At 68.4% G+C, this 1,327-nt stretch carries 1 protein-coding gene; it reads right to left on the minus strand.

Translation table 11 applies throughout. The annotated features are described in order from the left end of the window. Positions 1-55 precede the first annotated feature (55 nt). The gene (locus tag ACWCP0_RS42135) at positions 56-1,294 is read right to left on the minus strand and encodes an IS701 family transposase (RefSeq protein WP_451083992.1); all 1,239 of its coding nucleotides are present in this window, start codon (positions 1,292-1,294) and stop codon (positions 56-58) included. Between the last annotated feature and the right edge of the window lie 33 nt (positions 1,295-1,327).

The following is a 1,327-nucleotide window of genomic DNA, read 5'->3' on the forward strand; positions in this document are numbered from 1 at the left end:
TGGTAGTGACAACGGCGCGCAACCGCTTGGTGTCGCCGGCGCCAGCGCGACCAGTTCAACGCGTGGGTGCGGGCGCGGGGGTCTGGGGGTGCGTGAGCTGCCAGGAGTCGCCGGACTTCTGCCACAGTGAGCTCGATGACCTCGGCCTTCCCATCGCTGGAGCCCCCTTTTCGGCTGCTCGCGCACTCATCACCGCGAGGAAGGCGTGTGCAAGCATGGCGAGGGTGATGTGCCGGTACCAGCCGACGTAGCGGCGGACCTCGTACTCGTCCAGGCCACACTCGTTCTTCGCCGCCTGGAAACACTCCTCGATCGCCCACCGGGCACCGGCCACCCGCACCAGCTCGTCCACGCGGACATCCAGGGGTGCATAGGCGAGGTAGTAGGCAATCTCGTCCGGCCGGCTCAGACTGCGCCGTGCCAGTGCCCAGCGTCGCCGGATCAACACCCCGTCCTGGTGGTCGTACTCGGCTACCGGGCGCAACTGCACAGCTGCCCATTCGTACTTGCGCTGTCCCTTCGCGCCCGCGCCGCAGGAACGGCGTTCCCATGCCTGGTCGGGTGCCTGCTCGAAGACCATGTCGATGCGCGGGCCGGCCAGGGAGAACTGGGACTTGGGGACGGCCAGGACGTAGCCGACGCCGGATGTTTCCAGCATCCGGCGGAAGCGGTTGTCCTGCCCGTAGGCGGCATCCGCCGTTACCCAGGCGATCGGCAGCGGCGAGGCCAGCGCTCTGCGGACGATTGTTGCCGCGAGGGTGTTCTTGGTGGCGAACTCGCGCTCGTCGGGGACCTTGGCGGCGCGGCAGCGGTCGCGGTCCTCGGTCCAGGACTTGGGCAGGTAGAGCTCCCTGTCCACCAGGGCGCGGCCGACCGCGCTGGCGTAGGCGGCGAAGACGCCGATCTGGCAGTTCTCGGTGCGGCCGGCGGTGCCGGAGTATTGCCTTTGGACTCCGGCGGAGGTGGTGCCCTTCTTCAGGAAGCCGGTGTCGTCGATGATCAGTACCCCATCGGGGCGGCCGAGGTGTTCGGCGACGTAGGTCTGCAGGTCATTGCGGATGTGGTCGGGGTTCCAGCGGGCGCGGGAGAGTAGGCGCTGCAATCCGTCGGGGGTGGCGTGGCCGGCATGTTCGGCGAGCTGCCAGCTGTTTTTGCGAGCCACCGGGGCGAGCAGTGCGCGCACGTAGTCCCGCATGCGGCGGCGTGGTTCGACGCGCCCGAAGTGGTGGCCGATCGTGGTGAAGAGGCGGTCCAGGTCGCGGTCCCAAGTCTCGGCTGCCTGTTCGGTGATCACGATCCGAGGCTTCCCCGACCCAGGACGATCTTG

The organism is Streptomyces sp. NPDC001970, assembly GCF_053594115.1.